The 25,505-nt window shown below is 39.5% G+C and carries 22 protein-coding genes; 12 read left to right on the top strand and 10 right to left on the bottom strand.

Annotated elements, in window-relative coordinates; translation table 11 throughout:
* Positions 1–16: 16 nt before the first annotated feature.
* Together hemH and ACYQ3A_RS07060 are read right to left on the bottom strand one after the other, a co-directional pair.
* Entirely contained in the window at positions 17–943 is a 927-nt protein-coding gene (hemH, locus tag ACYQ3A_RS07065) for a ferrochelatase (protein ID WP_459896500.1), read from the bottom strand.
* Positions 944–1,357, bottom strand: coding sequence for a secondary thiamine-phosphate synthase enzyme YjbQ (locus ACYQ3A_RS07060; RefSeq protein WP_459896499.1), 414 nt, complete (start codon positions 1,355–1,357; stop codon positions 944–946).
* Positions 1,358–1,460: 103 nt separating this feature from the next.
* Here ACYQ3A_RS07060 and ACYQ3A_RS07055 point away from each other — a divergent pair, with 103 nt between their 5' ends.
* The 9 genes from ACYQ3A_RS07055 (at position 1,461) to ACYQ3A_RS07015 (ending at position 10,944) form a co-directional block, all read left to right on the top strand.
* Positions 1,461–2,045: an FAD-dependent oxidoreductase gene (locus ACYQ3A_RS07055; RefSeq protein WP_459896498.1), complete on the top strand. Its 585-nt coding sequence runs from the start codon at positions 1,461–1,463 to the stop codon at positions 2,043–2,045.
* Between the two features lie 19 nt (positions 2,046–2,064).
* A complete protein-coding gene (gene fabD, locus ACYQ3A_RS07050) occupies positions 2,065–2,994 on the top strand; it encodes an ACP S-malonyltransferase (RefSeq protein WP_459896497.1) in 930 nt (309 codons plus the stop codon).
* An 8-nt stretch (positions 2,995–3,002) separates the two neighbouring features.
* Positions 3,003–4,718 carry an adenosylcobalamin-dependent ribonucleoside-diphosphate reductase gene (locus tag ACYQ3A_RS07045; RefSeq protein ID WP_459896495.1) on the top strand — a complete coding sequence of 572 codons (1,716 nt, stop codon included), beginning with the start codon at positions 3,003–3,005 and terminating at the stop codon, positions 4,716–4,718.
* 16 nt (positions 4,719–4,734) lie between these two features.
* Positions 4,735–6,405 carry a clostripain-related cysteine peptidase gene (locus ACYQ3A_RS07040; protein WP_459896494.1) on the top strand — a complete coding sequence of 557 codons (1,671 nt, stop codon included), beginning with the start codon at positions 4,735–4,737 and terminating at the stop codon, positions 6,403–6,405.
* 2 nt (positions 6,406–6,407) lie between these two features.
* A complete protein-coding gene (locus ACYQ3A_RS07035) occupies positions 6,408–6,791 on the top strand; it encodes a hypothetical protein (protein ID WP_459896493.1) in 384 nt (127 codons plus the stop codon).
* The gene (thiL, locus tag ACYQ3A_RS07030; RefSeq protein ID WP_459896492.1) at positions 6,778–7,731 is read left to right on the top strand and encodes a thiamine-phosphate kinase; all 954 of its coding nucleotides are present in this window, start codon (positions 6,778–6,780) and stop codon (positions 7,729–7,731) included. The genes ACYQ3A_RS07035 and thiL overlap by 14 nt, the downstream gene beginning before the upstream one ends.
* Complete coding sequence (locus ACYQ3A_RS07025; RefSeq protein ID WP_459896491.1) at positions 7,728–8,495, top strand: undecaprenyl-diphosphate phosphatase; 768 nt, start codon at positions 7,728–7,730, stop codon at positions 8,493–8,495. The genes thiL and ACYQ3A_RS07025 overlap by 4 nt, the downstream gene beginning before the upstream one ends.
* A gap of 152 nt (positions 8,496–8,647) precedes the next feature.
* Positions 8,648–9,727 carry a type IV pilus twitching motility protein PilT gene (locus ACYQ3A_RS07020; RefSeq protein WP_459896490.1) on the top strand — a complete coding sequence of 360 codons (1,080 nt, stop codon included), beginning with the start codon at positions 8,648–8,650 and terminating at the stop codon, positions 9,725–9,727.
* A gap of 2 nt (positions 9,728–9,729) precedes the next feature.
* Complete coding sequence (locus ACYQ3A_RS07015; RefSeq protein ID WP_459896489.1) at positions 9,730–10,944, top strand: type II secretion system F family protein; 1,215 nt, start codon at positions 9,730–9,732, stop codon at positions 10,942–10,944.
* On the opposite strand, the gene ACYQ3A_RS07010 is transcribed toward ACYQ3A_RS07015, so the two are convergent.
* Positions 10,936–12,150, bottom strand: coding sequence for a peptidase U32 family protein (locus tag ACYQ3A_RS07010; RefSeq protein WP_459896488.1), 1,215 nt, complete (start codon positions 12,148–12,150; stop codon positions 10,936–10,938). The two genes, ACYQ3A_RS07015 and ACYQ3A_RS07010, sit on opposite strands and share 9 nt — an antisense overlap.
* A 93-nt stretch (positions 12,151–12,243) precedes the next feature.
* Here ACYQ3A_RS07010 and ACYQ3A_RS07005 point away from each other — a divergent pair, with 93 nt between their 5' ends.
* Positions 12,244–12,630 carry a hypothetical protein gene (locus ACYQ3A_RS07005; protein WP_459896487.1) on the top strand — a complete coding sequence of 129 codons (387 nt, stop codon included), beginning with the start codon at positions 12,244–12,246 and terminating at the stop codon, positions 12,628–12,630.
* A gap of 283 nt (positions 12,631–12,913) precedes the next feature.
* Here ACYQ3A_RS07005 and acs read toward each other — a convergent pair whose 3' ends face one another.
* The 6 genes from acs to ACYQ3A_RS06975 form a co-directional block, all read right to left on the bottom strand.
* The gene (gene acs, locus ACYQ3A_RS07000) at positions 12,914–14,809 is read right to left on the bottom strand and encodes an acetate--CoA ligase (protein WP_459896486.1); all 1,896 of its coding nucleotides are present in this window, start codon (positions 14,807–14,809) and stop codon (positions 12,914–12,916) included.
* A gap of 21 nt (positions 14,810–14,830) precedes the next feature.
* Positions 14,831–15,481 (bottom strand): 3'-5' exonuclease, encoded by a 651-nt coding sequence (locus ACYQ3A_RS06995; protein ID WP_459896484.1) that lies wholly within the window; start codon positions 15,479–15,481, stop codon positions 14,831–14,833.
* Positions 15,482–17,302: a putative nucleotidyltransferase substrate binding domain-containing protein gene (locus ACYQ3A_RS06990; RefSeq protein WP_459896482.1), complete on the bottom strand. Its 1,821-nt coding sequence runs from the start codon at positions 17,300–17,302 to the stop codon at positions 15,482–15,484.
* Positions 17,303–17,363: 61 nt separating this feature from the next.
* Positions 17,364–18,881 (bottom strand): cation/acetate symporter ActP, encoded by a 1,518-nt coding sequence (actP, locus tag ACYQ3A_RS06985; protein ID WP_459897439.1) that lies wholly within the window; start codon positions 18,879–18,881, stop codon positions 17,364–17,366.
* Between the two features lie 89 nt (positions 18,882–18,970).
* A complete protein-coding gene (locus ACYQ3A_RS06980; protein WP_459896480.1) occupies positions 18,971–19,282 on the bottom strand; it encodes a DUF485 domain-containing protein in 312 nt (103 codons plus the stop codon).
* Between the two features lie 21 nt (positions 19,283–19,303).
* Positions 19,304–20,566, bottom strand: coding sequence for a DcaP family trimeric outer membrane transporter (locus tag ACYQ3A_RS06975; protein WP_459896478.1), 1,263 nt, complete (start codon positions 20,564–20,566; stop codon positions 19,304–19,306).
* A 126-nt stretch (positions 20,567–20,692) separates the two neighbouring features.
* On the opposite strand from ACYQ3A_RS06975, the gene ACYQ3A_RS06970 reads away from it, so the two are divergent.
* Together ACYQ3A_RS06970 and ACYQ3A_RS06965 are read left to right on the top strand one after the other, a co-directional pair.
* Positions 20,693–21,343, top strand: coding sequence for a response regulator transcription factor (locus ACYQ3A_RS06970; RefSeq protein WP_459896476.1), 651 nt, complete (start codon positions 20,693–20,695; stop codon positions 21,341–21,343).
* Positions 21,344–21,538: 195 nt separating this feature from the next.
* The gene (locus ACYQ3A_RS06965; protein WP_459896368.1) at positions 21,539–22,705 is read left to right on the top strand and encodes an IS256 family transposase; all 1,167 of its coding nucleotides are present in this window, start codon (positions 21,539–21,541) and stop codon (positions 22,703–22,705) included.
* Between the two features lie 29 nt (positions 22,706–22,734).
* On the opposite strand, the gene ACYQ3A_RS06960 is transcribed toward ACYQ3A_RS06965, so the two are convergent.
* A complete protein-coding gene (locus tag ACYQ3A_RS06960; protein ID WP_459896474.1) occupies positions 22,735–25,425 on the bottom strand; it encodes an EAL domain-containing protein in 2,691 nt (896 codons plus the stop codon).
* Positions 25,426–25,505 lie beyond the last annotated feature (80 nt).

Below are 25,505 nucleotides of genomic sequence, written 5' to 3'. Positions count from 1 at the left end.
TCCTCCCCTAAACAGTTTAGTGTTTTCTTAATTTATCAATTTCCAAAACAATTGCATCTATCAGAAGAGGACTTTTGTGGTCAAGCTTCACTCTCCTATAGTCCAGTCCAAATTCCTGTGCAACCTCTCCATATTCAATGTCAAGCTCAAAAAGGGTTTCAATGTGCTCTGAAACAAAGCTTATCGGGAAAACAACGACCTCTTTTCTTCCCTCTTCTGAAAGCTTTTTTAAAACCTCCTCAGTTGATGGCTCAAGCCACTCTATCGGGCCAACCTTACTCTGATAGGAAATCCTGTATGGAACGTCTGGAAACTTCTCCATCACAGATTTTGCCGTGTCCTCAATCTCTCTTACGTAGATATCTCCCTGCTCAACAAAGTATTTTGGAAGACTATGGGCTGAAAAGAGTATCAGAGGCTCCTTTAGGTCTTTGAGCTCTTTTTCAATTAAATTCTGAATCCACCTTATATAGAAAGGATTTCTGCACCAGGATTTGACAAAAGTGTAGTTAACTTTTCCTCCTAAAAACTTTTCAACATCTCTGAAGCAAGCCCCAGCAGTTGCAGTTGAGTACTGGGGATAGAGTGTGAGAACATAGAGTTTATCTGGACTGTACTTCTCAATTTCCCTGGCAACTCTTTCAAGTAGAGGTTCCGAGTAGAGCATTCCAACAAAAGTTTTAAGCCCTGTCTTCTCTTCAATTAGCTCAGCCTGTTCCTGAGTGTATTTCACAAGAGGGCTTCCACCACCGATTGCCTCGTACTGGGGTTTTACCTTTGGAGCTCTTAAGCTCGAAATCAGATAGGCTAAAGGTTTCTGAAGAAAAGCAGGAACTCCAAAGTTTATAAGGTCTCTATCTGAAAAAAGTCTATAAAGGAAAGGCTGAATTTCTTTAATAGAAGATGGAGCTCCCATGTAAGTTAAAAGAACAGCTTCTTTCATCTATTCTCCAATTATTTTAATAATAACTCTCTTTGGTCTCTGACCGTCAAATTCAGCGTAAAAGATCTCCTGCCAGGGACCAAGGTCTAACTCTCCATTAGTTATCGGAAGAACCACTTGAAGGTGAACTAAAAGGTTTTTAAGGTGAGCATCTCCGTTAACCTCACCAGTCCTGTGGTGTCTATAGTTTGACTTAAACGGTGCAAGCCTTTCCAACCACTCCCAGATATCTTCGTGGAGTCCTTCCTCATCGTCCTGAATAATGACCGCTGCTGTCAGATGCATCGCAGAAACAAGGCAAAGACCCTCTTTAACACCAGACTTTTTGACAGCTTCTTTTACAGTATCTGTTATTCTGATGAGCTCCCTTATTTTTTTGGTATTGAACGTCAAGTACTCGGTATAGGCTTTCATCTCACCTCCGAATAGCTTAAAAGCAATGATACCAAAAGTTTCGAACATGATTTTTCGAATTTTATGCTATTATCATAGCTATAGCATTCTCGAGGAGGAGGAAATGTACGACGTTGTAATCGTCGGAGGAGGTCCAGCAGGACTTTCCTGCGCTCTAACGCTTGCAGATGGAGCAAAGAGATTCGATTTTGCTAAAGGAAAGAAATTTGTTGTCATTGATTCAGTAAATTCTGATGCTCTTAAGGCAGTTCTTAACAACGTTCCAGGCATAAAGAAAGGGACAACAGGAGAAGAGTATCTTAAGTTTCTGACAGCACAGGTTGAAGAATTTGAAGAGGTTAACCTCGTTGAAGGAGAGGTTTCTGAAATCTCAGGGAAGAAAGGAAACTTTACAGTGGTACTCTCTGACGGTAGGAAACTTCAGGCAAAACTTGTTGTCCTCGCTACAGGTTTTCACTCTTTTGAAATAAAGTGTGATGGTGTTGAGGTTATCCCCCATCCAAAAACTCCAAGACCTGGAAAAATCGCGCTTAAACCTACAAAAGAGGGAATCTTCGTTGCAGGTCTTGCTGCCGGTGTAATTACAATGATTGTTGCTGCAGTTGGAAGCGGCGTTGAGGTAGCCTGCGACATACTTTCAGAGTGGGCTGGAAAAATTGTTGTAGGTCACGACTCAATAAAACAATAAAGAGTAAAGGAGAGAAAGGATGGCGGTTGCATTCATCTTTCCTGGTCAGGGTTCTCAGTACAGTGGAATGGGAAAAGAGCTTTTTAACGCTTTCCCGGAAGCAAGAGAGGTATTTGAAGAAGCTTCTGAAGGCGCAAAAGTTGACATAGCAAAGCTTTGTTTTGAAGCTCCAGAAGAGGAGCTAACCCTTACATATAATGCACAACCAGCAATATTCTCCGTCAGTATGGCAGTCTTAAAAGTCCTTGAGAAAGCTGGCTTTGACGAAAAACCGGTTATAGTTGCAGGTCACTCCCTCGGTGAGTTTTCTGCTGCCGGCGCAGCTAAGGTATTTTCTGTTCACGATGGAGCTCTCCTTGTAAGAAAGAGAGGAGAGTTTATGCAGGAAGCTGTACCACCCGGTGTTGGTGGAATGACAGCAGTAATAGGACTCCCTTCTGAGAAAATAGAGGAAGTTCTAAAAACCGTTGAATCTGGATTCATTCAGGTGGCAAACTACAACAGCCCAGAGCAAACAGTAATCTCTGGGGAGATTAAAGCCCTTGAAGAGGCTGAGGAAAAACTCAGAGAAGCTGGCGCAAAAAGAATCGTAAGGCTTGCAGTTTCAGCTCCCTTTCACTCAGAGCTCATGAAACCTGCTGCAGAAAAGCTAAAAGTCCTGATGGAAGAGATTACGTTCAAAAACGCTGAAGTTCCAATTATCAACAACGCCGACGTTAAGCCCATGAAAAATCCAGAAGAGATAAAGGACTCCTTTTACAGACAGATGTTCTCTCCAGTCAGATGGGTTGAGGACGTTTTAAAGATGAAGGAAATGGGGATTGACACTTTCTACGAAATTGGCCCAAAGAATGTTCTGAAGGGACTCATAAGAAGAATCGATAGAAGTCTGAAAGTCATAAACGTTGAAAAGCCAGCAGACATAGAGAAGCTTTTAAACCAAACCTAAGGAGAGAAATGCTCTCTGAAACAGCACTTGAAATACTGAAAGCAAGGTATCTGAGGGCAGGGGAGACCCCCGACGAGATGTTCAGGCGGGTTGCAAAGGCAGTTTCAATGGGGGAGCTCCTCTATCACCCTCCCCAATTTGCAGAGAAGTGGGAAGAGAAGTTTTACACTGTAATGAAAAACCTTGAATTTCTTCCAAACTCTCCAACGCTGATGAATGCCGGAACGGAGCTTGGCCAGCTTGCTGCCTGCTTTGTTCTACCTGTTGAAGACTCGGTCGAGGAAATCTTTAATTCTGTCAAGTTGATGGCAATAATCCAGAAAAGCGGTGGAGGAACAGGTTTTTCCTTCTCTCATCTGAGACCAGAAGGAGATATTGTCAAACTGACAAACGGTATAGCCTCTGGCCCCGTTTCATTCATGAGGGTTTTCGACTGTGCAACAGACTCGATAAAGCAGGGAGGGAAAAGACGTGGAGCAAACATGGGGGTTCTCTCTATACACCACCCCGATGTCAAAAAGTTCATAACCTGTAAAAGAGACAAGAAAAGCTTTCAGAACTTTAACATATCTGTTGCAGCAACGGATGAGTTCTTTGAAAAAGTAAAGAGTAATGGAGAGATGGAACTTAAAAACCCAAGAAACGGTGAGGTCTGGAAAAGAGTAAAAGCAAAAGATCTGTTTGACCTTATAGCAGAGTCTGCCTGGGATTCAGGAGACCCCGGAATTCTCTACATAGATGAAATAAACAGGAAAAATCCAACTCCAGACCTTGGAAAAATAGAGGCAACAAACCCCTGTGGAGAAGTCCCTCTCCTTCCTTACGAGGAATGTAACTTAGGTTCAATAAACCTTGCAAAAGTGATAAAGAACGGACAAATAGATTGGGAAAAACTTGAAGAACTGGTAGAAATTAGCGTCAGATTTCTTGACAATGTAATAGATGTTAACAGGTATCCAGCAAAAGAGATAGAAGTCATGGCAAAAGGAAACAGAAAAATAGGCCTCGGAGTGATGGGATTTGCCGAGCTCTTAATAAACATGAAAATCCCTTACAACAGTAATGAGGCTTTAGAACTTGCAGAAAAAATAATGTCCTTTATAAACAAAAAAGCTTTTGAAACTTCCGTTAAGCTTGCAGAGAAAAAGGGTAGTTTTCCCAACATAGAAAAGAGCATCTACAAAGGAAAAAAGGTTAGAAACGCCACAAGAACAAGCATTGCTCCTACTGGAACAATAAGCATGATTGCAGGAACAACCCCAAGCATAGAACCTCTCTTTGCCATAGCCTATGTAAAGAGGATTCTCGAGGACAGAGCAGCCGTTCAGATAGACCCATTTTTCCTTAAGTATGCTGGAAACACACTCTCGGAAGAACAGCTAAGAGAGATTCTGAAAACAGGAAGTATTCAAAAAATCCCTGGAATTCCAGAAGATGTAAAAAGGATTTTCATAACAGCTCTTGATATACCTCCAGAATGGCACGTTAAGATGCAGGCAGCTTTTCAAAAGTATACGGACAACTCTGTTTCAAAGACTGTAAACTTACCGTACAATGCTACAGTTGAAGACGTTAAGAAAGTTTTCTGGCTGGGATACCAGTTAAAGTTAAAAGGAATTACTGTCTTTAGATACGGTTCAAAAGAAGGAGTGATAGAATTTGGGATTGAAAACCTAGAGATTGAAAAACTTATAAAAAGTAAAGCGTGCAGTTGTCAACTTTGATTTTGGAGGCTCTACTTTGAGGAAGCTTTCACTCGTTGCCATTTTGTCTTCACTTCTTTTTTCCTGTGGTAGTGGTGGGGGTAGTGAAAATATAACTATAAGTGGAAAGGTTGTTGCAAGTAGTGTAAAGGGTTTAAAAGTATGTATAAAGAACTCCGATACTTGTAGTCTGACGGATGAGAATGGAAACTTTTATCTTAAATCGCCTGCTCCTTTCCCTACCTTAAACTTTTACGTAGATAACATTCTGCTTGCAGACTACACCCTTAAGGAAAACGGAGAGATCATAACTCCTTTTAAGATGGCGGAAGGAAATGAAACTGTTGGAGATATTCTTTCAAAGATTATTCACGCTTTTGGCGGTGACGTTAACGGTACAGAACCTGTAATTGACCTTAGCAATATATCCGATGTATCTATAAATGATCAATCTATCGATTCAACCAATTCAATAGAAGATTACCTTAGATCGGGAGAAACTGTAAAGGTAGAGTTTTATAGTGATGGAAAGACTTACGCAGTTGAGTGCTATCCATCAAACTCAACTGTTAAACTTTGTGAAGACTCAAACTGCACCTCCGTAAACTACCGTCAGTGGCTCGTCCTTATTTATATGGATGGTGATAATTCTCTTGGCAGTACAAGAGAGAACTCTTACGTCTCTTTTGACCTCTCCGAGATGGAAAATGTCCTCTTTCCACCTCAGGTAAAGGTTGTTGTTCTTGTTGACTACTATGGAGATACGGGAGGAGAAATATATGAAACAGACGACACCGGAAAGCTGGAAAAAGTAGCCGATACTAACGAACTTAACATGGGAGATCCAGAAACGCTGGTTAACTTTGTTAAAGAGTATATGGATAAATATCCGTCTCCAAAGAGAGCTCTAATCTTCTGGGATCACGGAGATGGCTGGAGGTCTGTAAACTATCAAACAAGGTTTTCAGCAATTGACGAAACAGATGGTGATACACTCTTTATGTTTGAAACCGAAAATGCTCTAAAATATTTAAGTGACAATGGCTACAAGATTGATCTTATCGGTTTTGATGAATGTTTAATGGGAATGATTGAACCACTTTACGATATAAAGGACTTCGCTGAGTATTTTGTTGCTTCAGAAGCTCTTGAACCGGCAGATGGCTGGAATTACGAAAGAGTTTTTGGAAAGCTTTCCTCAAACCCTTCATCTTCTCCTGAAGAGTTTGGAAAGATGATTGTTGATTCCTTCAAGGAAGAGTATGAATATTATAACTCCGACCTGACTCTAACCCTCTTTAAAAGTAGCGATATTGACTACATAGTTAACAATCTCAATCAGTTCGTCAGCTATTTGGATAGCACCAATTACGAAAACTTTAAGAGTGCAAGAGAAAACTCCTGGGAAGTTCCGAACTGGGAAGGTGGAAACTATGTTGACCTTTACTCTTTTTTGAGCAACTTTTCTTACGACAGTGCAGTAAACATAAGGCTTAAAATAGATAGTCTTTACAAGTTCAGGAAAGGAAACTTGAACGGAATTTCTATCTACTTCCCAATTAGCGAAAGCAATATAGATGAATGTTACTATGTGGCTTATCCTCAAACCTGCGAATTTAATGGAGAAATTGTTAATGGTTACTACAATCCGTTTACAGATACGGAATGGGACGAGTTCCTAAAAGAATATTATACCTTGACGGAGTGAAGATGAAACTTTTAAGGAAATTTCTGAATTTTACTCTCGTTGTTCTCTTCTTCTCTTCCTGCTCTTCTGTTACATTGAACGGAGAAGCTCGTTTCAGGCTCGAAACGATCGGTAATATAAAAAAGAACTGTAATAGATTCACTGGTAAAGAAGTTGTTATAAGAGCCAAATATATGGGATGGAATTGTCCTGCAGAATGTAGGAATCCTGGAATTACAAGGTCGGACTCCTGTATAGTTGATTCTACCGGTTGTATCTACTTAGAAGCAACAGGGGGGCTTGATCCTCTTACAGATCGGGGAAAAAGATACCTCTTTAAAAGCATTGTGAAAAAGTTTAACAATACCTGCTACCTAAAGGTTGTAAAGGCTGATGAAACTAAGTGAATTTGAACTCATAAGCAAGTTGACAAAAAAGCTTTCTTGTCCTTCTGAAAAAGTTGTAGTAGGGATTGGTGATGACGCTGCTGTTGTGAAGTTAAACGACTCTTACCAAATCATTACTTCAGATGCTCTTGTTGAAAACTCCCACTACAAAAGAAAGTGGATAGGTAGGATTCCAGAGCTTTACTATTACTTAGGAAGAAAACTTTTATCAATCTCTGTAAGTGATGTTGCCTCTATGGGAGGAGCCCCCGAGTTTGCAATAGTTAACTTAGGAGTATCCAGTCAATCAGAGGAAAAATTATTAGAATCGCTTTACGATGGTCTTTCAGATGCTTGTAAGGATTACAACGTGTCAATTATTGGAGGAGATACGGTAGCTTCAGAAACGGAATTTTTTGACTCAACACTTACAGGAAAGAGCAAAGGCTACATGTTAAGATCTTCAGCAAAACCTAAGGATTTGGTTGCAGTAACAGGAACCTTTGGAGATAGCAGAGCTGGACTTGAGATTCTTTTGGAAAACAGACCGATTGACAATTATCTTATTGAAAGGTTTCTCAATCCGTCTGCAAGAGTAGAAGAAGGTAGAGAGGCTTTAAGCCTTGGCGTTCGGTGTGGAACAGATGTTAGCGATGGACTGATCTTTAACCTCTATACGATTTCTGAGAGTTCCGGGGTAAAAATAAAAATTTTCAGTGATAGAATACCTCTTTCTGAAAGGCTTATTTCCTACGCAAGTAGCCGTGAAAAGGCTCTTCAATATGCCCTGTTTGGTGGAGAGGATTACGAACTCATAATTACCTTTCCTGAAAATCTACTTGATAGTGTAGAAAGAATTGGATTTAAGGTCATAGGAGTTGTCTCCGAAGGGAGCGGTGTTTTCGTTGATGGAAAAAAAGTTCAGAAAGTCGGATTTGACCACTTAAGGAGAACAGAATGAACATACTGGATGCCATCATACTGGGAATAGTTGAAGGAGTTACCGAATTCCTTCCCATCTCTTCAACGGGACACATGATTTTAGTTTCTTACCTTCTCGGATTGAAACAGAACTCCTTTGAAAAAACTTTTGAAATTGCTATTCAGCTTGGAGCTATCCTGGCAGTGGTCTCCATCTACAGAGAAAAGCTCACCCACAATCTTGAACTGTGGAAAAAGTTAATCGTAGCCTTTATTCCCACAGGGATAATAGGCCTTGCGTTACACCACTACGTTGAAAAGCTGTTCAACCCGTTTGTTGTCAGCGTTGCGCTAATATTCTGGGGAGCAGTTTTTATCGTAATCGAGCTCCTATATAAAGAGAAAGAACATCACATATCTGAACCCGAAAAGATAAGTTATCTAAAGGCTGCAATGATTGGAATTTTTCAATCCCTTGCAATGGTTCCGGGAACATCCCGTTCCGGAGCCACCATCATAGGTGGTCTTCTCCTTGGAATGAAAAGGGTAGCTGCAACAGAATTCTCCTTCCTCTTAGCCATTCCAACAATGTTTGCTGCAACAGGTTTTGAAATGGTTAAGAACTTTAAAGAATTTACCCCAGAAGGTGGTGTTGTTTTACTCGTTGGCTTTGTTACAGCTTTCGCATCTGCCTACATTTCAGTTAAGTGGCTTTTAAACTTTATAAAAACCCACACATTCATTCCATTTGGAATTTACAGGATTGTTATAGGTTTTCTCTTTCTAAAACTGTTCTTGTTATAATTCCAAAAATAGACAATGGGTAGCTTCTCATTAAGATGCTACTTGTGGGAATCTCTACTTGAGACCCCTTAGGGATTCTGAACCTGCTAAAGCAGGTTCAGAGTGACGATAAAGCATTTTTTGCACAGAATACCAGACTATGGAACGGAAGTATGACAGTAAATATTATTGATCTTTTAAAGGAAGTCGTTGAACGTAAAGCGTCAGACCTTCATATTGCACCCGGAAGTCCTCCAAGATTGAGAATTAACGGAAAGCTAATTCCCGTTGAAGGTTATGGCGTCCTTTCTCCATCAGACACCAAACAACTCATATACAGTGTCCTAACCGATTTTCAAAAGAAAAGGTTAGAAGAAGACCTGGAGTTGGATTTCTCTTTTGGAATAAAAGGACTTGCAAGATTCAGAGGTAATGCTTATTATCAAAGAACAACCTTAGCTGCTGCCTTCCGTTTGATTCCTTACGAAGTTCCAAAATTTTCAGAACTTGGATTACCGCCAGTAGTAGAAAATTTTGCTCATAAAGATAAAGGACTTGTACTTGTTACAGGTCCTACAGGTTCAGGTAAATCAACAACTCTTGCTTCTTTGATAAATATCATTAATGAAACCTATCCATACCACATTATAACGATAGAGGATCCCATAGAGTTTGTTTATGAACATAAGAAATCCCTTGTAACTCAAAGAGAACTGGGAGTAGATACAAAATCCTTTGCAAATGCCTTAAGAGCTGCTCTTCGTGAAGATCCAGACGTTATTCTGGTCGGTGAGATGAGAGATCCTGAAACAATTGAAGCTGCTCTCACCGCAGCCGAAACTGGGCACCTTGTGTTTTCTACTCTACATACAAATTCAACTATAGAAACAATTAACCGTATAATCGATGTCTTTCCCCCAGAAAAACAAGTTCAAGCTAGAATTCAGTTATCTTTCGTTCTGGTCGGTGCTATTGCCCAAAAACTTCTAAGGAGAAAAGACGGAAAGGGACGGGTCGCCGCTGTAGAAGTTTTTATTCCTACTCCCGCTATAAGAAATCTCATAAGGGAAAACAAACTTCATCAAATATACTCGTTAATGCAAACAGGACAGGCTGCTACAGGAATGATAACTATGAATCAATCACTTGCAAAGTTATACACTGAAGGTCTTATAACTATTGAAGAAGCCAAAAAGGTATCTCCAGATGTAAGGGAACTTGAATCACTTATCAAAGCCTATTCTAAAAGATAGCGATGGCAATATACACATACGTTGGCAGAGATGTTCTTGACAGAAGGAGAAAAGGAAAGATAGAAGCAGACAATGAAGAACTGGCAAGGGAGCTTCTTTTCTCTAGAGGAATAGTTCGCATAGAAAAGCTTAAAGAAGATAAGTCATTTTTCAAAACTGAATTAGACTTTTCCTTCCTCAATAGAGTAACTCTAAAAGACATTCTTGTATTTACCAGACAACTGTACGCCATGGTACATGCAGGTATTCCCATTGTCGCTGCACTTAAAGTTATAAAAGAGCAAATCTCAAACAAAAGACTTAAACAAATCACTGGAGATCTTGCTTCCCATATTGAAGAAGGTGGAAGGTTTTCAACTGCCCTTTCAAAGTACAAGAATGTTTTTGGAGATCTTTACATTAGTATGATAAAAGCAGCAGAAGAGTCAGGTACACTGGAAGAAACTCTTAAAAAACTATCGGACTACCTTGAAAAAATTGAAAAACTTAGAGGAAAAATCAAAAGTGCCCTCTCTTACCCCGTTTTCGTTCTGGTGATAACTACAATAATAGTAGGAGGTATTCTCGTTTTTGTAGTTCCTACGTTTAAAGCTCTCTATGAGGATTTAGGAGGCGAGCTTCCAGCTCTTACACAGCTTGTAATCAACACAAGTAACTTTTTGAGAGACTATATTGGTTGGATTGTTTTGGGATTTGTTGTGACTATTGTTCTACTGATTCAATTACGAAAAATCAAGCAAGTAAGATATGTAATGGATTCATTCTTTCTCCGCCTTCCAATTTTTGGAGAACTAATCCTAAAATCTAACATTGCGAGTTTCTCTCGAACACTGTCTTCAATGATCGGAAGTGGTCTTAACATCCTCGATGCGCTTTCAATAGCAGGAGAAACAGCAAACAATGAAGTTTTGAGAAAAGCTATAGATGGAGTCAGAGAACAGGTTGAAAAAGGAGTCAGTATCTCAGTTGCACTTTCAAGATACAAAGTTTTTCCACCAATGCTCATTAATATGGTAGCAATTGGAGAAGAGGCAGGAACCTTAGATGAGATGCTAACCAAAGTTGCCGACTTCTACGAAGAGGAAGTAGATAGAACTGTTGATGCTTTGACATCTTTGATAGAACCAATGATGATGGTAATCATAGGAGGAATTATCGGATTTATCATCATCGCTATGTATCTACCAATTTTCAAGATGGGAGAACTACTAAAGTGATTCTTTCCTTCTCAATATTGCGTTTTCTGGAATTTTCAGTTCATCCTCTAGTTCTAAAACAGCTATCTGATTCGGATGAGCAACTTCTACCACTTCAAGTGTATCTTTCCTGAAAATCCGAATGCCTCTTATAAAGGTCTTTCTTGTTTTAGCATCTGGAGTAAAAATCTCTACTTCATCACCAACCTTTAATGCATTTCTTACATTCCACTTTCCATCTTTAAAGACTGCAAGAAACTTGTAGTTTCTTATGTAGGAACTTGTCTCGTAGTGCTGGAGATTCTTTCCGTTTCCTGAAAGAAATCCTATGGTGTAAGGTCTGTGACTAACTTTTTTAAGCTCTTCAAGGAGAAGTGGAAGTTCTTTTCTGAATGTTTCCCTGTCATTTAAAATCAGATCAACAGCTCTCCTATAAACACTCGTTGTAACAGCAACGTAGTAGGCACTTTTTACTCTTCCCTCAATTTTCAAAGAATCAACACCAGCATCTATCAGCTCTCCAAGAAGTGGAAGAGCACAGAGATCCTTTGAGTTGAATATATATGTCCCTTTTTCATCCTCCTCTATCGGTATAAACTCTCCCGGACGGGTCTCTTCAACGAGATAGTACTTCCATCGACAGCTTTGAGAACACGCACCCTTATTACTTTCCCTGTAAGAGAGGTAATTGGAAAGAAGACATCTTCCAGAGTAAGCCATACACATTGCTCCGTGGACAAACACCTCGACTTCCATATCTGGGACTCTCTCTTTGATTTCCCTTATCTCATCTATTGAGAGTTCCCTCGCAAGGACAACTCTGCTTACCCCAAGGTCTCTATAAACCTTCACAGCTCTATAGTTTGTGGTGTTTGCCTGCGTGCTTATGTGAACATCAACTTCAGGGGCTATATCCTTAACTGTGGAAAGAACACCCAGATCTGAGACGATGAACGCATCTGGATGAAGTTCCTTAACCTCTTTTATAAACGTCTCTATTCCTTCAAAATCGGAATTTCTCGCAAAAGCATTCAACGTTACATAAACCTTTCTGCCTCTTTTGTGGGCGTAATCGATTCCTTCCGCCATCTCTTCAATGGTGAAGTTGTTCGCCTTTGCCCTGAGGTTAAAAAGTTTACCTCCAAGGTAAACTGCATCAGCTCCGAAATCTATTGCAAACCTTAGCTTTTCAAGATTTCCTGCCGGTGAAAGGACTTCAGGTTTCATTCATTTCCCATGAAAATGTTTTTTCTATGTGAGAAAATATAAGCAATTCCCTTCAACAGACAATTAAACATTAAAAAGGAGGCTAAATATAAGATGTGGAACAACCCTTTAACATGGCAAATATTAACAGCAGTCATAGGAGGTATAACAATTATATTAGGTATTTCTCAAGTCATTTTAATTAGAAAGAAGAAAGAACTCTGTTATGAATTATTACAGAATATACCACTAATAAAAATCGATAGCAATGTTAAGAACAGAATAGAAATATTCTTTGACGGAAAGAATGTTAGTGATGTTTCTTTAATTTTATTTAGAATTATCAATTCTGGAAATGTTCCCATAACTAGAGACGATATCATTAAACCTATCATTGTAAACTTTGGTGATAACTCTAAGATCCTAGAACTTTCTATTGAGAGAAAAAAACCACCTAACATAGAAATGGACATTATTACTAAAAAAATTTTGTTCAAATAAATCCCACTCTTTTAAATCCAAAAGATAATATAACTTTTAAAGCTTTAGTAAGTCAGCTCGAGAAAATACAAGTGACTGCCCGCATTGTTGATGTAAAAGAAATCAAAGATTTAACGTATAGAAGAGAATTATATAAGAGCATATTAGAAAACACGTCTATACCACCATTATCTCCATATCTTGCTCTAACCAAACTCATCAAAGAAATAATCTTTAAGAGATAATTTCTTGCTAATAAGTTCAAGAAAATATTAAAGGGAGGGGGCAGAAGCCCCCACTACAATTAATCTTCAAGAGTTGAAAGGTCTCCTGGATCCATTCCCAGTTCTTTGGCTTTGAGAACCCTTCTCATGATCTTACCGCTTCTTGTCTTTGGAAGTTTATCCACAAACTCAATTTCTGATGGGACTGCAAGAGCTCCAAGCTCCATCCTAACGTGGTATTTGAGATCGTTAACGAGTTTCTCAGAAGCGCTGTAACCCTCCTTGAGAATTACAAACGCTTTGATTGTCTCTCCCTTAACAGGATCAGGCTTACCAATAACAGCAGCTTCTGCAACCGCTGGATGGGAAACAAGAGCTGACTCAACTTCCATCGTTCCTATTCTGTGTCCGGAAACGTTGATAACGTCATCCGCCCTACCAAGGATCATTATGTAGCCGTCCTTATCCTTAACTGCAACGTCTCCAGCTGTGTAACAGTTTGGAATGGTGTTCCAGTACTGCTCGTACCTTTCTGGGTTCTTGAAAATAGTCCTCATCATGGAAGGCCATGGATACTTAATAACAAGGAATCCACCTTTGTCAGCCTCAACAGGATTTCCTTCTTTATCAACAACATCTGCAATAACACCGGGAACAGGTTTACCAGCTTTACCTGGTTTCATTGGAAGGCCATCGATTGTTGTAATCATCACAGCACCGGTTTCTGTCTGCCACCATGTATCAACAATTGGACATTTTTCTTTACCAATAACTCTGTAATACCAGAGCCATGCTTCTGGGTTGATAGGTTCACCAACAGAACCAAGAAGTCTGAGAGATGAAAGATCATACTTGTTAGGCCACTCTTCTCCAGCTTTCATGAACATCCTGATAGCAGTTGGTGCTGTGTAGAAGATGTTTACACCGTACTTTTCAATTATCTTCCACCATCTTCCAAAGTCTGGATAGTTTGGAGCTCCTTCTGCAATAACCTGTGTAGCTCCAGCAACAAGAGGTCCATAAACGATATAGCTGTGTCCTGTAATCCATCCTGGGTCAGCAGTACACCAATAAACGTCATCCTCTTTCAGGTCAAAAATAGTCTTCATTGAGTAGTAAGTTCCAACCATGTATCCACCAGTTGTGTGGAGAACACCCTTCGGCTTACCTGTAGAACCAGATGTGTAGAGAATGAAGAGAGGATCTTCTGCATCCATCACTTCTGGCTCACAGTAGTCAAGGTGTCCATCGATAAACTCGTAGAAATCAACTTCCTTTTCACCAATAAGGTCAACCTTTGGCTCCAGCCTTCTCAGAACAACAACCTGCTCAACGAATGGAAGATCCATAATTGCTTCGTCAACAATTCTCTTGAGAGGAATTGCTCTTCCTCTTCTAATCGTTACGTCTGCTGTGATTACAAGCTTTGCTTCTGCATCCTCTATCCTGTGTCTGAGAGCTGGAACGCTGAATCCTGCATAGACAACTGAGTGGATAGCTCCAATCCTTGCACAGGCAAGCATTGCAGCAACCTGCTCAACAACAAGAGGCATGTAGATTACGACTCTGTCTCCCTTCTTGATTCCGGCAGCCTTCAGAGCATTTGCCAGTTTGTTTACCAATCTGTAAAGTTCACCGTAGGTAACAACCTTTTCGTTTCCAAGCTCATCTTCCCAGAAGAACGCAACTTTGTTTTTCTTTCCATTCTTGACGTGTCTGTCAAGAGCGTTGACAGTTATGTTTGTCTTTCCACCAACAAACCACTTTGCATAAGGGTAGTTCCACTCAAGAACCTTTTCCCACTTTTCGTACCAGAAGAGTTCTTCGGCAACACTTGCCCAGAATTTTTCAGGATCTTCCTTGAACCTGCTGTACTCAGCTTCGTAGTCCTTTACGTTTGCCTTTTCTACAAACTCTTTTGGCGGATAGATAACGTTTTCCTTTTTCAGCAGGTGGTCGAGCTTCTCTTCTGCCATGGTTACCTCCTTTTATGTGGTTTAAATGTTAACTGCTTTTTTCCAGTTAATTCCTGTTTTTACAAAGTAGAGAAAGACAAAGGCAGAAATAAGACAGTCACACATAGCATCGTGCCTCTTTTCCACTTCAATTCCGAGCTCTTTCGCCATCTCATCGAGACTCTTTTCCTCTGATATACGGCTGGTTAGATACCTTTTCCTTAGACTCAACTGGTAGAGCTGCTGAAGATCTATGTAGGGGTTAAGAATCTCAAAACCGAAAAACTTCTTTGTGTATTTTGAAATCATTGCTATATCAAACGTTACAAAGTAACCCAGGAGTACTGTTCCTCTTATGTAATCAAGGAAATCAGGCAAAACCTCTTTTATGGATGGAGCATTCTGGAGTTCCTCTTCCCTGATCCCATGAATCAACACATTTTCCTTATCTAAATTTCTCCCAGGTTTAACAAGAGTGTAAAACGTAGTTGAAAAATCAACTTTAAAATCGATTATCTTCACTGCTCCTATTGAAATGATTTCATCATTTTTGAAATCAAGCCCAGTTGTTTCGAGATCAAAAGAACAGAAAACAACGTTCTCTGGTTTACTAAGGTTAACCTCTTTAAAAAATCTCTTAAAATGAGGATTATTTCTGTACATAAACTTTTTTATTTCTCTAACAACACCCATTTATACCCTCAATCTAAAGTGAACTCCCAGCATCTCCTGAAATCTTGAGATTACTTTAAAGGCATCTTTTAGTAAATCTCTTTCAAACTTTGTTAATTTATCTGGATTTATGTAATTATCTGGCTTCAGCCCTTTGCTAATTTTATCCAACTGATTCTTCAGTCTAAGAGCTTGGAGAAATTTAAAAGTTTCAATAAGCTCTTCGCTAAAATCCTTTCCTATCCGATCCTTTAGAAGTTTCAATCTCTCTACCGTGTTTGTTTCACTTATGCCATTTTCAAGAGCAAGTACCCGAACACCCTGAGTGATGGGAAAAATTCCACCTCTCTTGAGATCGAGCTCTCCCTTGTGTTCTCCACTCTTTTCAAGGACAAACCTCTGAAAAATGTTCAGAGGAAGTGTTGCCTCAAGGACTTTATAGACCATCGCCACAAGGAAATTTCTGTAGTTCTTTGCCAGTTTATTTACAAAATCCCGGAGTTCCTCTGCCAAACTCCTATCTCCATAGACAGGTCTAAAGTCAAGAAAGATACTCGATTTCAGGATACTTTTCCCATCCGGTCTGGAAAACCACTCTTCAAGAGTATATTTCCAGCCATCAAAAGATTTCACCCACTCTGAATTGGAAGCCATAACTTTTCCAGGACACTCTGGAAAGCCTATTTCAAGCAAAATTTCTGTTATGGCTTTCCCAAGCTTTAAGAAATACTCTCTCTCCTCTGGATTCCTGTAGATTATTGCGTTATCAATATCGGTCTTTATCGTTTGCTCTCTTCTCCCTTCACTACCAAGAACCAGAAATGCGAAATCACCTGTCGGCTTTCCAACTCTTTCAAAAGCAAGTTCTACAGCCTTTTTAATGAACTTGTCGTTTATTTCACTTATGTAACGTTGGAGAATTACTATGTCCTTTCCTGTCTTAAAGAGAGGTTCTATTGCCTCCTCTACAGAAAGGAAAAGCCGTTTAAGGTTTTTAATCTCCTTTTCAGCCTCTATCTCTTTTGCAAGGAAAACAAAGTTTCTCGACTGCTGAATAAAAATTGTTCTATCTTCCAGAACTCCAATTATTTCTCCATTTTCAACTACTGGAAGCCTTTTTACATTGTTGTTAATCATTTTTATAATTGCTTCAAAGACAAAATCATTACTATTTATCATTAAAACAGGAAAAGTGGCTATCTCTTTTGCTTTTACATCTAATGGATTCAATCCTTTTGCAACAACTTTTGTCTTTATATCCATATCTGTGATAATTCCAGTCTTTTTTGATTTAACCAGACAGTAGGAAGTCCCTTTCTCTACCATTTTTTCTGCTACAACTTTTATGTTTTCACCTTCCTCACAGAAAACAGGAGGACTAAGTCTCAACTCTCTAACAGGAAGAAGTGATATAGTGTCCTCTACACCTGGCTGAATCTTTCTATAACCTTCACTGAGCCTTTCAATAGTTGTCTTTGTGAAAAACTCCTTAAACTGTGGGTATTCCTCCAGAATTTTTTCAAAAACTTCTCGGGGAATCATGTAGAGAATCGAATCTTCAGCAGCCTTTACAGTAAACGTTGAAGGCTCTTTGAATATTATCGATGAAGCTCCAAAGAAATCTCCCTTTTCAAGAATATCAACGACTTTTCCATCCTTCTTAACAATACAGCTTCCTTTAACAATTATGTAGAGATACTTAACCTCTTCACCTTCTTTCAAAATTTCTGCATCTCTTCTCACATAATCGGCAACAATCGCTTTAGCTAAAAACTTCATCTCTCCTTCAGGTAAATCTTTAAAAGGCTCTATTGTTTTAAACAGCTTTACTGGATCAAGCATGTTCTCTCCTGACTTAGACTAAAAAGCAGGGAGGGAGGTGCCTCCCTGCCAAAGTATTTATCTACTCAGCACCAATTCCCAGATACTTCCTTACTTTCATTTCCTCAAACTTCTCTTCTGCTTCAGGTTCTTTTGTGAAGAGAGAAACGATAATTCCAACAATAAACGCTGCAGTCATTGAGATGATTGCAGGGTTCTTGTAAGGGAAGATAGGAGCAGGATTCTTGAGAATATCTACCCAAACAGTCTTACTGAGGATGATGAGAATAACTGAGAGAACAAGTCCAGTTATCATGCTTGCGACAGCTCCAGCTGTTGTAAACCTCTTCCAGGAAATGGACATGATTAAAGCTGGGAAGTTTGTACTTGCCGCAATGGCAAACGCTAAACCAACAACAAAAGCAATGTTCTGATCCTTAAACGCAATTCCAAGGACAATTGCAATGATTCCGAGGAGAAGAACAGCAATCCTTGTAATCTTTATCTCTTGCTCTTCAGAAGATTCTCCCTTCCTGATAGCACCAACATAGAGGTCGTGGGAGAGGGCACTTGCTCCAGCAAGTGTAAGTCCAGCGACAACTGCAAGGATTGTTGCAAAGGCAACTGCTGAAATGAAACCAAGGAACGCATCACCACCGAGGGCTTTGGCAAGGAGTGGAGCCGCCATGTTTCCACCCTTACCGATCGAGAGAATCTTATCAAGACCAACGAGAACAACAGCTCCAAAACCGATAACAAAAGTGAGGATGTAGAAGTATCCAATGAAACCTGTCGCAAAGAAAACAGACTTCCTTGCTTCCTTAGCGTCTGGAACCGTGTAGAACCTCATCAGGATATGAGGAAGTCCTGCCGTACCAAACATAAGAGCAAGACCAAGGGAAATAGCGTCAATCGGGTTGCTAACAAGTCCACCTGGCTGGAGCCACCTTTCACCCGCAGTTTCCTTAACGGCCTTAAAGAGCGCTTCAGGGCTAAAACCAAAGAGCGCAAGAGTCCAGATTGTCATTATTGTTGCACCGGAAAGAAGGAGAACTGCTTTGATTATCTGAACCCATGTTGTTGCAAGCATTCCACCAAAAAGAACGTAAGTAATCATCAAAGCACCAATGATGATAACCGCAATGTCGTATGGAATTCCAAATACCAATTGAATCAACTTCCCGGAACCAACCATCTGGGCAATGAGGTAGAGGATGACAACCGCTATTGAACCAAGGGCTGCAAGTATCTTTATCGGTCTAAGCTGAAGTCTGTAGGCTACAACATCGGCAAAAGTGTACTTACCAAGGTTTCTAAGAGGTTCTGCAAGCAAGAACATGATTATAGGCCAACCAACCAAGAAACCGATGGAGTAGATCAATCCATCGTAACCTTTTGTTGCAACCATACCTGCAATACCGAGGAACGAAGCAGCACTCATGTAGTCACCAGCTATGGCAAGTCCGTTCTGAAAACCGGAGATGCTCCTTCCCGCTGCATAGAATTCTGCTGCAGTCCTTGATCTTCTTGCGGCCCAATAGGTAATTCCAAGGGTTATCGCTATGAAGACTATGAAGAAACCTATAGCCACAGGGTGCATTCCAACAATAGCCTCCCCTGCAAAGGCAGGACTGCTCAATCCCAGCAACACCCCAATTGTTGTCAGTAATTTCCTTGACACTCCCATTCCTACCTCCTGAACTTTTCTCTGAGTTTTCTAACCGTCGGGTCATAATTGCTGTTTGCCCACCAGATGTAGGCACCTGTAAGAAGCCAGGAGAAAACAATTACTCCGATACCAATTATGATTCCAATTGTTGTTGCACAACCATCGCAGATAGGAGTTGAAAGAAAAGCTTTCCCGTAAGCAAGCATCAGGATAAAGGAGTAATAAACAACAAGCATAATAACAGTGAAGATTGTTACAACTCTGGTTACGTTTCCTACAAGATTCTGAAACTCTGGATCACCAAGAATTTTCAGGAGTTCTTCCTTTTTCATACCCTTCCTCCTTTAGTTTATTTACCAGAGGTAGATAGCTGAAGCTATGTACCTTTCCCCATGCTCAACAGTTCCATCATAGAGAGTCTCCTGATGATCAACTTCAAATCCAAACGTTACGTTTGGAGCAAACTTGTAAAGGATGTTTCCAAAAGCTCTCCAGTTCTTCTCGTAATCACCAGAAAGCTTTGCATCATCGTTATCAGGATCATTCATACCCGCACCGAAATTGAATCCAACCTTCTTAAATGGTTTCATACTGAGCTGGATAAATCCACCTCTTGTTTGAAGTTCCTTAACTTCTGTTCCGTCAAGATAGTGGGGGTTTGTAAACACCAGGAAATCCCTCGATGTAAGTCCTTGACCTACATAAGCTTCACCCTTCACCGCCATCGGGAAGATGAGGTTAAATGGAATGTTCCATTCAACAGCTATAAGGTAGTCATCAACATCACCTTTATAGGTTGCAATAACATTACCAGCATTGTCTTTCTTATCTATACTATCAGTTCCTTGTCTGTAAGCACCACCGAGAGCAATGTAAAGTGGTTTCCCTGTTCCAAAAGCATCACCTTTATAAAAGACTTTTGCTCCCACCCATGGCATTCTCATTCCAACATGGTCTGTTGTGGCAGTACTCTTCCACACTGTTCCAAGGATTCCAAAACCATTACCAAAGTTTTGAGTTATAGTAACCTGAGGTACTCTGTCCCAGAGGTTACCAGAAGCTCCCATGCTCAAAAAGTCAAGGGTTGATGCCATTTGAGAAGCAATAGGAATGTAGTCCTGACCGATTCTGATGTTTGTTCCCTGACCGTTGTTGAGGTTAATGTAGGAGAGTCTAATTCTGAATCCTCCATTATCATCGTTATTTACAACTTTTCCGTAAAAGTCTGCTTCGACTCTTCCTGTTACCTTCCAGTCGTCAACCTGAGGGCCGTTAATGATAAAGCCAATACGGGTATCCTTCATGTTGAAGGTAGAACGGTCTTCCCTATCACCCACAGGAAGCTTTGTTATAAACTGGTCTGTTCCCATGTTGTGGGTGTCGTAGATAGCATCAAGCTTGATTTTTCCGTAGATCTTGATGCCACTCTTTGCACCTGTTACGGCTTTTGCTCCCACTCCTTTCTGGGATTCAAGCTCTACAAGTTTTGCCTGGAGCTTTGCCATCTGCTCCTGGAGTTGCTGAATCTGGGCTTTCAAAGCCTCAACATCTTCCTGCGCAAACGAAGGAGAAACCGCAAGAGCTGCAAGCAATGTCGCAGTCAGTACCTTCCTCATAGCACCTCCTTGTTACATTTTGTTGCCAATATTGTAACAAAATTTTAAAATTTCCTTATACAAGTTGATTAGAAATAACTGTTAATTTCTTGTAAAAAACATGTTAAACGGATGTAAAAGGGAGCCATGAAAATTCTTCTGATAGAAGACGATAAAAGTGTTGCCAAAGAGATTTACGACATCTTTACCGACTACGGATTTGATGTTGAAATAGGCAGCAGTAGAGACGACATATTTACGAAAAATGGTTATTCTCTTCTCATACTTGATCTTGCCCTTCTGGGAGTTAAGGGGCTTGAAATCTGCAAGAAGGTGAAAGAACAAAAGGGTATCCCCATCATTGTTCTTAGTTCCGTTTGTGACATCAACGTTAAAGTCAGATGGTTTGAAATGGGAGCTGATGATTTTCTGGTGAAACCGTTCAGCACAAGGGAGCTCCTCGCTAGATGCATTGCCATAATGAGACGCTACAGAGAAAAGTTAAAGAACGTCCTTGAGTTTGAAGACATAATTCTGAAAAAGAAAGAGGGTAGAGTTATCATCGGCGAAAGAAGTATCGACCTGACCAGGATAGAACTCCAGATCCTGGAGCTCCTAATTAAATACCAGGAAGAAGTCCTGCCTAAGGATTTCATCCTTGAGAAAATTTGGAAAAGCAAGAAAAACGCTCGTACTCTTGACGTTTATATCCACAGGCTAAGAAAGAAGTTGGGTGAAAAAGGAAAACATCTGAAAACGCTGACAAACGTTGGCTATATACTAACCAGAAACGTTTAGTTACCGTGGCATTGGTATAACAACTGAATATGTGATGCAGAAACAGTTTGAGATACTCAAGAAGCTTAAGATTAAGAGAACCTTTCTCTTATTACCTCTATCGGTTCAGGCTTTCCTAAGTAGTAGCCCTGGGAGTAATCAACTGGGAGTGTCCACCCAAGTGTGTAAAAATTAAACCTAAAGGAGGGTGGACACATGAAAAAGAAATATGATCCAGAACTCATTAAGGATGATCTTAAAAAGCTCATCCAACAAACATTAAAAGAAGCCTTAGAAGCAGAGCTTGAAGAGTTCCTTGGCTATTCAAAGTATGAGCGTACTAATTCTAACAACTCCAGAAACGGCTATATCTCCAAGACTGTTAAAACCGCAGCTGGAGAAGTAGAGATTGAAACTCCAAGAGATAGAAAGGGAGATTTTGAACCCAAAATAGTCAAAAAACGCCAGACAGTCCTTGAAGACCTGGAGAACAAGATAATAGCCCTATATTCAAAGGGAATGACAGTAAGAGACATTCAGGAATTACTCTCCGACATGTATGGAATGGACATAAGTCCTTCTTTGATTTCAAAGATTACCGACAGACTAACTCCGAGAATAGAAGAATGGCAGTCAAGACCACTTGAAAGAATTTACGTTATCCTTTATATAGACTGCATCTTTTACAAAGTACGACAAGATGGCAAGGTAGTAGATAAAGCAGTTTACGTGGTCATAGGGGTAAATAAAGAGGGACGAAAGGAACTCCTTGGTTTTTGGATAAATGAGAGCGAAAGTGCCAGCTTCTGGTTCAAGGTACTAAATGACCTAAAAAGTAGAGGAGTCAAAGACGTTCTGATATTTAGCGTGGATAATCTGTCAGGAATAGGGAAAGCCATAAAAGGAGTATATCCTCAAGCAGAAATACAAAAATGTGTAGTTCACCAGATAAGGAACTCATTAAGATATGTATCGTGGAAAGACAAAAAAGAATTATCATCGGATCTCAAGAGGGTTTATGGAGCAGCTACACTTGAGGAAGCAGAACTTAGGATGAACGAGTTTGAAGAGAAATGGGGAAGTAAATACCCACACGTAGTAAGGAGTTGGAGAGCTAATTGGGAAGAGCTTATGGCTTACTTTAAGTATCCGCTTGAACTCAGGAAACTTATGTACACGACGAACATCATAGAGAGTATTAATAGTAAGTTCAGGAAGGTAACAGATGGAAAGAGGGTATTTCCGAGTGATATGTCAGTTCTTAAGAACCTCTATTTAGCTGCTTTGGAACTTGCGAAAAAATGGAACAGAAGTGTTATCAAGGATTGGGGTATTATTTACGGGCAGCTGTCAATAATTTTCGAGGAGAGGTTAGAGGCATGATAGAATTTACACAGTTCTATGGACACTCCCTAATCAACTCCTAACATTTTAACCATTTCGTATATATTTTGATCCGAAACAAACTCAGCAATGGTTTTTATCTTCAGTTCCTTAGAGAAAGAAACCACAGCTTCAGTTAAAATACGAGCCCCCTTATCTTCTGATATTCTCTTTATGATAGAACCGTCTATCTTCAGATAATCAACTTTCAACTTCATCAAGTGTTCAAGGTTGGAGTAACCTGTCCCGAAATCGTCAATGGCAAACTTGCATCCAAGCTCTTTTATCTTTGATATAAAACCGTAGAGGAGGTTGTAATTTTCTATCTCTTCTGTTTCAAGAATTTCAAAAGTTATTTTTGAAGGATCGGCAAATTTCTTCACCTTATTGAGTATAAACTGTACAGTTTTTTCCGAAATCAAGTCTTCAAAAGAGAGGTTTATTGAGACCTCAAATGGCAGTCTTTCGAAGTCGTTGAAAACCTTCTTAACAATATTTCTTGTTATCTTTGGATATAGTTTTGATTTCTTGGCAATTGAAAGAAACTTCCCAGGAGGGACAATGCTCCCATCTTCATCTATTAGTCTTGCAAGAGCCTCAAACTTTTCAACTTTTCCTGTCTTATTGTTTACTATTGGTTGATAAAAAGGAACTATCTTATCTTCTTCAATTGCTTTTTTAACCTTTCTAATCCACAGCATATTTTCTAAGTAGTTTTCCTTCTTTCTATCTTCACCTTTCAGGAATACAATTTTTTTCCTCTCTCTTTTCGCCTCGTTTAGTGCCATATCTGCATGTATTAACAATTTCTCCTTTTCCTCTTCTCCTTCAGCTATACCCGCCGTAAAGTTAAGAAAAATATCAAAGTCATTACACTTAAATGCTTTATCTTCCAGGGAACTAATTGTTTCACTACAGTAATCCGAAAACTCCTTTAGATTTATTTTTCCTTCCTCCAGATCATAAAGAAGTGCAAATTCGTCTGAATAGACTCTATATAGACGAACTCTTGACTCAAGCTTCTTCAATTCCTCTGCAACCTGCTTAAGAATGGAATCTCCACACTCCTCGCCGTAGAGTTCATTTAAATACCTGAAGTCAGAAATATCCATAACACATATTGCTGGTCTATGTAGCTTTTGAATGTCTTCAAGGAGTTTAATTCTGTTTGGTAATCCTGTTACTGCATCGTAGTTGAGAAGATATTGGAGCTTCTGCCTGTTCTCTTCAAGCTCAGTTATATCATGGCAGACAATTAAAAACTCTAAAATCGACTTATCCTTCTTGAAAACAGGAACAACCGTAGTGTCAATTATGCACTTTTCACCATTTTTCCTTCTTCCAACAAGCCTTCCCTTCCAGAGCTTTCCCACTTTCATTGAAGAAAGCATTTCTTTTAAGGTTTCTTTATTAGTAAAAGTCTCATAGAGGAAAGTTATTGGCTTTCCTATGATTTCATCTGCCGAAAAGCCACTCAATTCTTCAAACTTCTTGTTCGCGTAGATTATTATTCCATCAGGGTCTGTTTTGAAAATAATATTGCTTGTATCTATAGCTATTTTGTAGTCTCTCAGAAGAGTTATCGTCTCCTTCAGCTTCTCAATGGCTGTATTGAGAGTGCTTGCAACTACGGCAATTTCATCTTTCGTCTCTACTCTAAGCTTTACGTCTAAGTCTCCTTCTGAAATTCTCTTTGCTACAAAGAGTATAGAATCAAGAGAACTAACCGTTACTCTATAGATTAAGAAAACTATATAGAGTATGAACCCTGAAAGGAGAAAAAGAGCTGAACTTTTAAAAAGGAGATTACTTATGAACAACGATTTTTTATCCTCAAGAACCTTATTCAGGTAAGAAGAGGTTAAGTCATAAACTCTGAATATTTCATCAACTGTAACTGTTGATGTATTGAAGTAATCAACTGGACTCAAAAGCTTTGTTTTACTTTCAATCAAAAAGTGATTCTCAACAATCTCAAGGAACTCCTTTACCCTATTCTTGGCTCTCTTAAGACTCCTGAGAATTTCCTCAGGAACATCAATGTTTTCTATTGTCCAGAATACCACCCTTTCATATCCAAATAGACTACCATAGAGCTCAATGATTTTTCTTCTCTCTTCTTCCGTTATATTTCCTCTTGCAAGAATTCCACTTCCAAGACCTCTAATCCTTCCTGCAGTTTCAATTAGCTTTGGAATCTCAAGCAGAGCTGTATCCGCCAATGTCCTTACAATTAGATCCGGCTCAGTAAGAATTCCATGCTTAAAAGCTTCACTTTTGAGAAGCGATAGAAATTCACTAATCAGTTTAGTATGCCTCTCAAAAGATTTTTCGGGAGAGTAAAGATCATCCTCTATCTTAAGCTTTCCAAAAACTTCTTTAAACCTCTTAAGTTTTTCTTTTACCCTTTCATCCTTACAGTGTTCTATGCAGTTTGAAAGAATACTATCTATTTCAGACTCCAGCTTTCTAATCCTTCCCTCTACCTCTTTTCCTCCATTGAGGTAGAGAAACGTTAGACCTCTATGTCTTTGTATTAGAAGAACCAACCTTGTATGAACTTTTAGATGCTTCAATCCTTCCAGTTCGTTATTTATTTTGTCAATTTCCCTTAATCCAGAAAATACAGTATTAGCTACAATTACAAGTAGTGGAAAAATCAGAAGAGCAACCAAAAGAAGGAGTCTTTTTTTGAGAGTTAAGTTCTTGAGAAACTTCATAACATCTCCTTAGATTACTTATAAATATAACAAATTCCTTATATTTAATTTAAGGTAAAATCTTTACAGTCCCCCTCTCT

This window comes from Desulfurobacterium crinifex, assembly GCF_054656775.1.
Note: the sequence above shows the minus strand (reverse complement) of the source record. Positions and strands in the feature narration are given on the sequence as shown.

What these genes read in the sequence shown, in the direction of transcription:
- ACYQ3A_RS06995 (WP_459896484.1), bottom strand. Translation starts at nt 15,481, where the DNA reads ATGGGTGTTGTTAGAGAAATAAAAAAGTTTATGTACAGAAATAATCCT.
- ACYQ3A_RS07020 (WP_459896490.1), top strand. Translation starts at nt 8,648, where the DNA reads ATGACAGTAAATATTATTGATCTTTTAAAGGAAGTCGTTGAACGTAAA.
- ACYQ3A_RS07045 (WP_459896495.1), top strand. Translation starts at nt 3,003, where the DNA reads ATGCTCTCTGAAACAGCACTTGAAATACTGAAAGCAAGGTATCTGAGG.
- fabD (WP_459896497.1), top strand. Translation starts at nt 2,065, where the DNA reads ATGGCGGTTGCATTCATCTTTCCTGGTCAGGGTTCTCAGTACAGTGGA.
- ACYQ3A_RS06975 (WP_459896478.1), bottom strand. Translation starts at nt 20,566, where the DNA reads ATGAGGAAGGTACTGACTGCGACATTGCTTGCAGCTCTTGCGGTTTCT.
- ACYQ3A_RS07005 (WP_459896487.1), top strand. Translation starts at nt 12,244, where the DNA reads ATGTGGAACAACCCTTTAACATGGCAAATATTAACAGCAGTCATAGGA.
- thiL (WP_459896492.1), top strand. Translation starts at nt 6,778, where the DNA reads ATGAAACTAAGTGAATTTGAACTCATAAGCAAGTTGACAAAAAAGCTT.
- ACYQ3A_RS07055 (WP_459896498.1), top strand. Translation starts at nt 1,461, where the DNA reads ATGTACGACGTTGTAATCGTCGGAGGAGGTCCAGCAGGACTTTCCTGC.
- ACYQ3A_RS07010 (WP_459896488.1), bottom strand. Translation starts at nt 12,150, where the DNA reads ATGAAACCTGAAGTCCTTTCACCGGCAGGAAATCTTGAAAAGCTAAGG.
- ACYQ3A_RS06960 (WP_459896474.1), bottom strand. Translation starts at nt 25,425, where the DNA reads ATGAAGTTTCTCAAGAACTTAACTCTCAAAAAAAGACTCCTTCTTTTG.
- ACYQ3A_RS07060 (WP_459896499.1), bottom strand. Translation starts at nt 1,357, where the DNA reads ATGAAAGCCTATACCGAGTACTTGACGTTCAATACCAAAAAAATAAGG.
- ACYQ3A_RS06990 (WP_459896482.1), bottom strand. Translation starts at nt 17,302, where the DNA reads ATGCTTGATCCAGTAAAGCTGTTTAAAACAATAGAGCCTTTTAAAGAT.
- ACYQ3A_RS06965 (WP_459896368.1), top strand. Translation starts at nt 21,539, where the DNA reads ATGAAAAAGAAATATGATCCAGAACTCATTAAGGATGATCTTAAAAAG.
- ACYQ3A_RS07025 (WP_459896491.1), top strand. Translation starts at nt 7,728, where the DNA reads ATGAACATACTGGATGCCATCATACTGGGAATAGTTGAAGGAGTTACC.
- acs (WP_459896486.1), bottom strand. Translation starts at nt 14,809, where the DNA reads ATGGCAGAAGAGAAGCTCGACCACCTGCTGAAAAAGGAAAACGTTATC.
- ACYQ3A_RS06970 (WP_459896476.1), top strand. Translation starts at nt 20,693, where the DNA reads ATGAAAATTCTTCTGATAGAAGACGATAAAAGTGTTGCCAAAGAGATT.
- ACYQ3A_RS07035 (WP_459896493.1), top strand. Translation starts at nt 6,408, where the DNA reads ATGAAACTTTTAAGGAAATTTCTGAATTTTACTCTCGTTGTTCTCTTC.
- actP (WP_459897439.1), bottom strand. Translation starts at nt 18,881, where the DNA reads ATGCACCCTGTGGCTATAGGTTTCTTCATAGTCTTCATAGCGATAACC.
- hemH (WP_459896500.1), bottom strand. Translation starts at nt 943, where the DNA reads ATGAAAGAAGCTGTTCTTTTAACTTACATGGGAGCTCCATCTTCTATT.
- ACYQ3A_RS07015 (WP_459896489.1), top strand. Translation starts at nt 9,730, where the DNA reads ATGGCAATATACACATACGTTGGCAGAGATGTTCTTGACAGAAGGAGA.
- ACYQ3A_RS06980 (WP_459896480.1), bottom strand. Translation starts at nt 19,282, where the DNA reads ATGAAAAAGGAAGAACTCCTGAAAATTCTTGGTGATCCAGAGTTTCAG.